General features: G+C 26.9%; 4 protein-coding genes. All 4 read right to left on the reverse strand.

The features are described from left to right. On the reverse strand, positions 1 to 650 hold a 650-nt coding region (locus tag J7G74_RS13880), incomplete at its 3' end, for an ATP-binding cassette domain-containing protein (protein ID WP_297136425.1). Between the two features lie 13 nt (positions 651 to 663). Then, positions 664 to 2,022: a hypothetical protein gene (locus J7G74_RS13885; protein ID WP_297136427.1), complete on the reverse strand. Its 1,359-nt coding sequence runs from the start codon at positions 2,020 to 2,022 to the stop codon at positions 664 to 666. Between the two features lie 87 nt (positions 2,023 to 2,109). Continuing rightward, positions 2,110 to 2,802 carry a hypothetical protein gene (locus J7G74_RS13890; RefSeq protein ID WP_297136429.1) on the reverse strand — a complete coding sequence of 231 codons (693 nt, stop codon included), beginning with the start codon at positions 2,800 to 2,802 and terminating at the stop codon, positions 2,110 to 2,112. Continuing rightward, positions 2,792 to 2,914: ATP-binding protein (locus J7G74_RS16845; RefSeq protein WP_297136430.1), on the reverse strand; the 123-nt coding region annotated here is incomplete at its 5' end. The genes J7G74_RS13890 and J7G74_RS16845, both read right to left, overlap by 11 nt.

Genomic DNA, 2,914 nt, shown 5'->3' on the forward strand with positions numbered 1-2,914 from the left:
AAATCTTTAGGTGTTCCTTTTTCAATGATATTACCTTTTTTAATCATAATAATTTCTTTAGATATAGATTGAATATCTGATACTACGTGAGTAGCAACTAAAATTATTTTATCACTTGATATTTCAGCTAATAGTTCTCTTATTCTTACTCTTTCTTTTGGGTCTAGTCCTGCTGTTGGCTCATCCATAATAAGTATTTTAGGCGAACCCATGATGGCTTGTGCTATTAAAATACGCTGCTTCATACCTCCTGAATAAGCTCCCATTTTTTTATCTAATTCATTAAATAAATTTACTGCTTTTGATACCCTTTCTATTTCAGACTTTAGACTATCTTTAGATATTCCTTTTAATGTACCCATATATGATAAGAAACGTCTACCTGTAAATTCATCATATAAACCTTGCTGTTGTGGCGCAAATCCAATCTTTTTTAAAAATTCTTTTCCTAGTTTCGCTACATTGTTTCCATTATATAAAATCTCCCCTTCATCCATTGATAAATTATCAGTAATAATATTCATTAGTGTAGATTTACCAGCTCCATTAGGTCCTAGTAATCCATATACACCATCTTCTAATTCAATTGATATATGGTTAAGGGCTACTTTTCCTCCATAAGTTTTGTATATATTTTTAATTTCTATCATACATATTTCCCCCTTAATATATCTCATCTATAATCATATTTACTTTTTTAAAGTTATTTTTATTATTAAAATAGTCTTCTTTTGGAATCATTGCATATTCTCTATCTGTTTCAATTGTTTGGTTTATACCAGCCCACTCAACATACTCATCTTTATTCTTACAATTGCTCTCTACAAAGAAATCATTCTCTGATTCGGCTATAATATTAACTAATCTTCCATTATCCTTATATAAACTTAATTTTGAAATCTCTTTATCTTCTATTCTGATTCTATAATATTCTTTGTTATTCTCTTTCCAATCAGATGTAATCATATATCCATCATAAATTTGTTCAATGTTGCTATTATTAGTTTCTAAGAAATCTGATTTTTGCTTTGTATCTAAATCAAAGGACATAATTTTATTTCCATTATATTTATAATAAAATACATTTTTTTCATGCATTATATATTGATAACTATCACTCATTTCATTTTCAAATAATTTTTCAAATTTCTGAGTATTTATATCATAGCTTACTATAGACTCTTTAGCATTTTTACATGCTTGGGTATACTTTGCCTGGTCCATCTTTTCTTCTACTGTAAGTTCATGATCAAATTCTAGCTTATTTATAATTATCTTATCCTTATAACACCCAAGTATATTCCAGCTACTATCCCACTCTGTAATATCTTGCTTTTCTCCACTTTCATTTGATATTTTGATTAATTTGTATTCATCACCTTTTGTATAACTTGTATTGTCATCAATCTTAACCTGTGTATTCTTCATACTAATACAGTATATATACTCTCCATCTGTTAATATTTTTTCTCCTAATAATTCTCCAGATTCAAATTCAGATAATAAAATTCTATTAGATCCATCTAAATTCATTCTATATATAGAGGTAGGTTCACTTATAGGTGTTAAACCCTCTCCTCCATAAGATATGCTTGTACTTATTGATCCGTCATCATTATATTCTGAACTTATAAGGTACAAATACTTCCCATCACATATTAATGAATTTTGTCTACCAAAGTACTTCGTTTCTATATATGAAGTACACCTATCAGTATTATGATTACATTCTGATTTGTCGCATAAATAAATTTGTTTTTTTGTTTTGTAATCAACATACATTAAATTCTGTACAGTATTTCCTTCTTCATCTTCGCTACTTGAAATTGTGTAGTATCCACCTTCAGTACTGCATCCATTTTGCATAGCATCATTTGATAACATTTTTAAACTTTTAATTTTTGCATCCTTTGCTTCACTTTTATTGTCTAATTTATTATTTTGTCCCTTAGAACATCCCCACAAATTAATAGAACATAATATTGTAAATACTAATACAATTAAAACTTTCCTTTTATTCATTTTCTTATCCTTTCTTTTTCTATATTAAAAAATCCTATGTTAGGTTAACCGAGTTAATCATAACATAGGATTGTATCAATATTGTTTCTATTGTATTTGTGCTAATTTAGGTATTATAGATAGGTATTGTTCAATTTTGTTATTTAAAATATCAGCCTTAATTATTAAAGATGATTTATTAGATTGAATCACATCACTCTCTATAACCCAATCTCCTAGCAAGTCTAAATTTAAGTACGATGAGTAACCTCTTAGAATATCTTCTTTATTATCATTCACTCTAATTTGACCATTACCTATAATTTTGATAGATATAATTTTGTTACTTTCAATATCCCACCATAAACTTATCTGCTGGTCTCTAAAGTTAATTACATACTCTTTTAAATTTTGAACTATCGACGAATAAATCATTTTTACATAAACGGATTCAACTTTATCTGTAATATAATCATCATTATTAACTAATACTTTCTTTTCTATTAATTCTTTTAGTTGTTCTAAAATTATTTTCTGTTCATCTGACGTTGCTATTATTTGTACTACACTTGCGATTTCTGATTCATCTGTACTATATATTCCATCATAAATATCATGAATTCGTTGAACTAAAGGTATATCCTTAGCTTCACTATCTAAGTTTAAATCCATTTTTTTTAATTCATGAGTTCCTAATAAATATAACTCATCAAATTTTGCAACAAGTGAAGGCAGTGAAATGGAAAATATCAAAGTAATAAAAATAATACTTCCAAGATAAATATATAATTTATTCCTCATTCTCTACCTCCAATATTATTGAAATTGTAGTTCCTTTTTTGAGTTCACTTTTAATTTCTAAATTTGAATTATGTAACTTCGCAATTTTATCACATATTGATAATCCTAGTCC

This window comes from Terrisporobacter sp. (assembly GCF_017888745.1).
Taxonomy (GTDB): Bacteria; Bacillota; Clostridia; order Peptostreptococcales; family Peptostreptococcaceae; genus Terrisporobacter.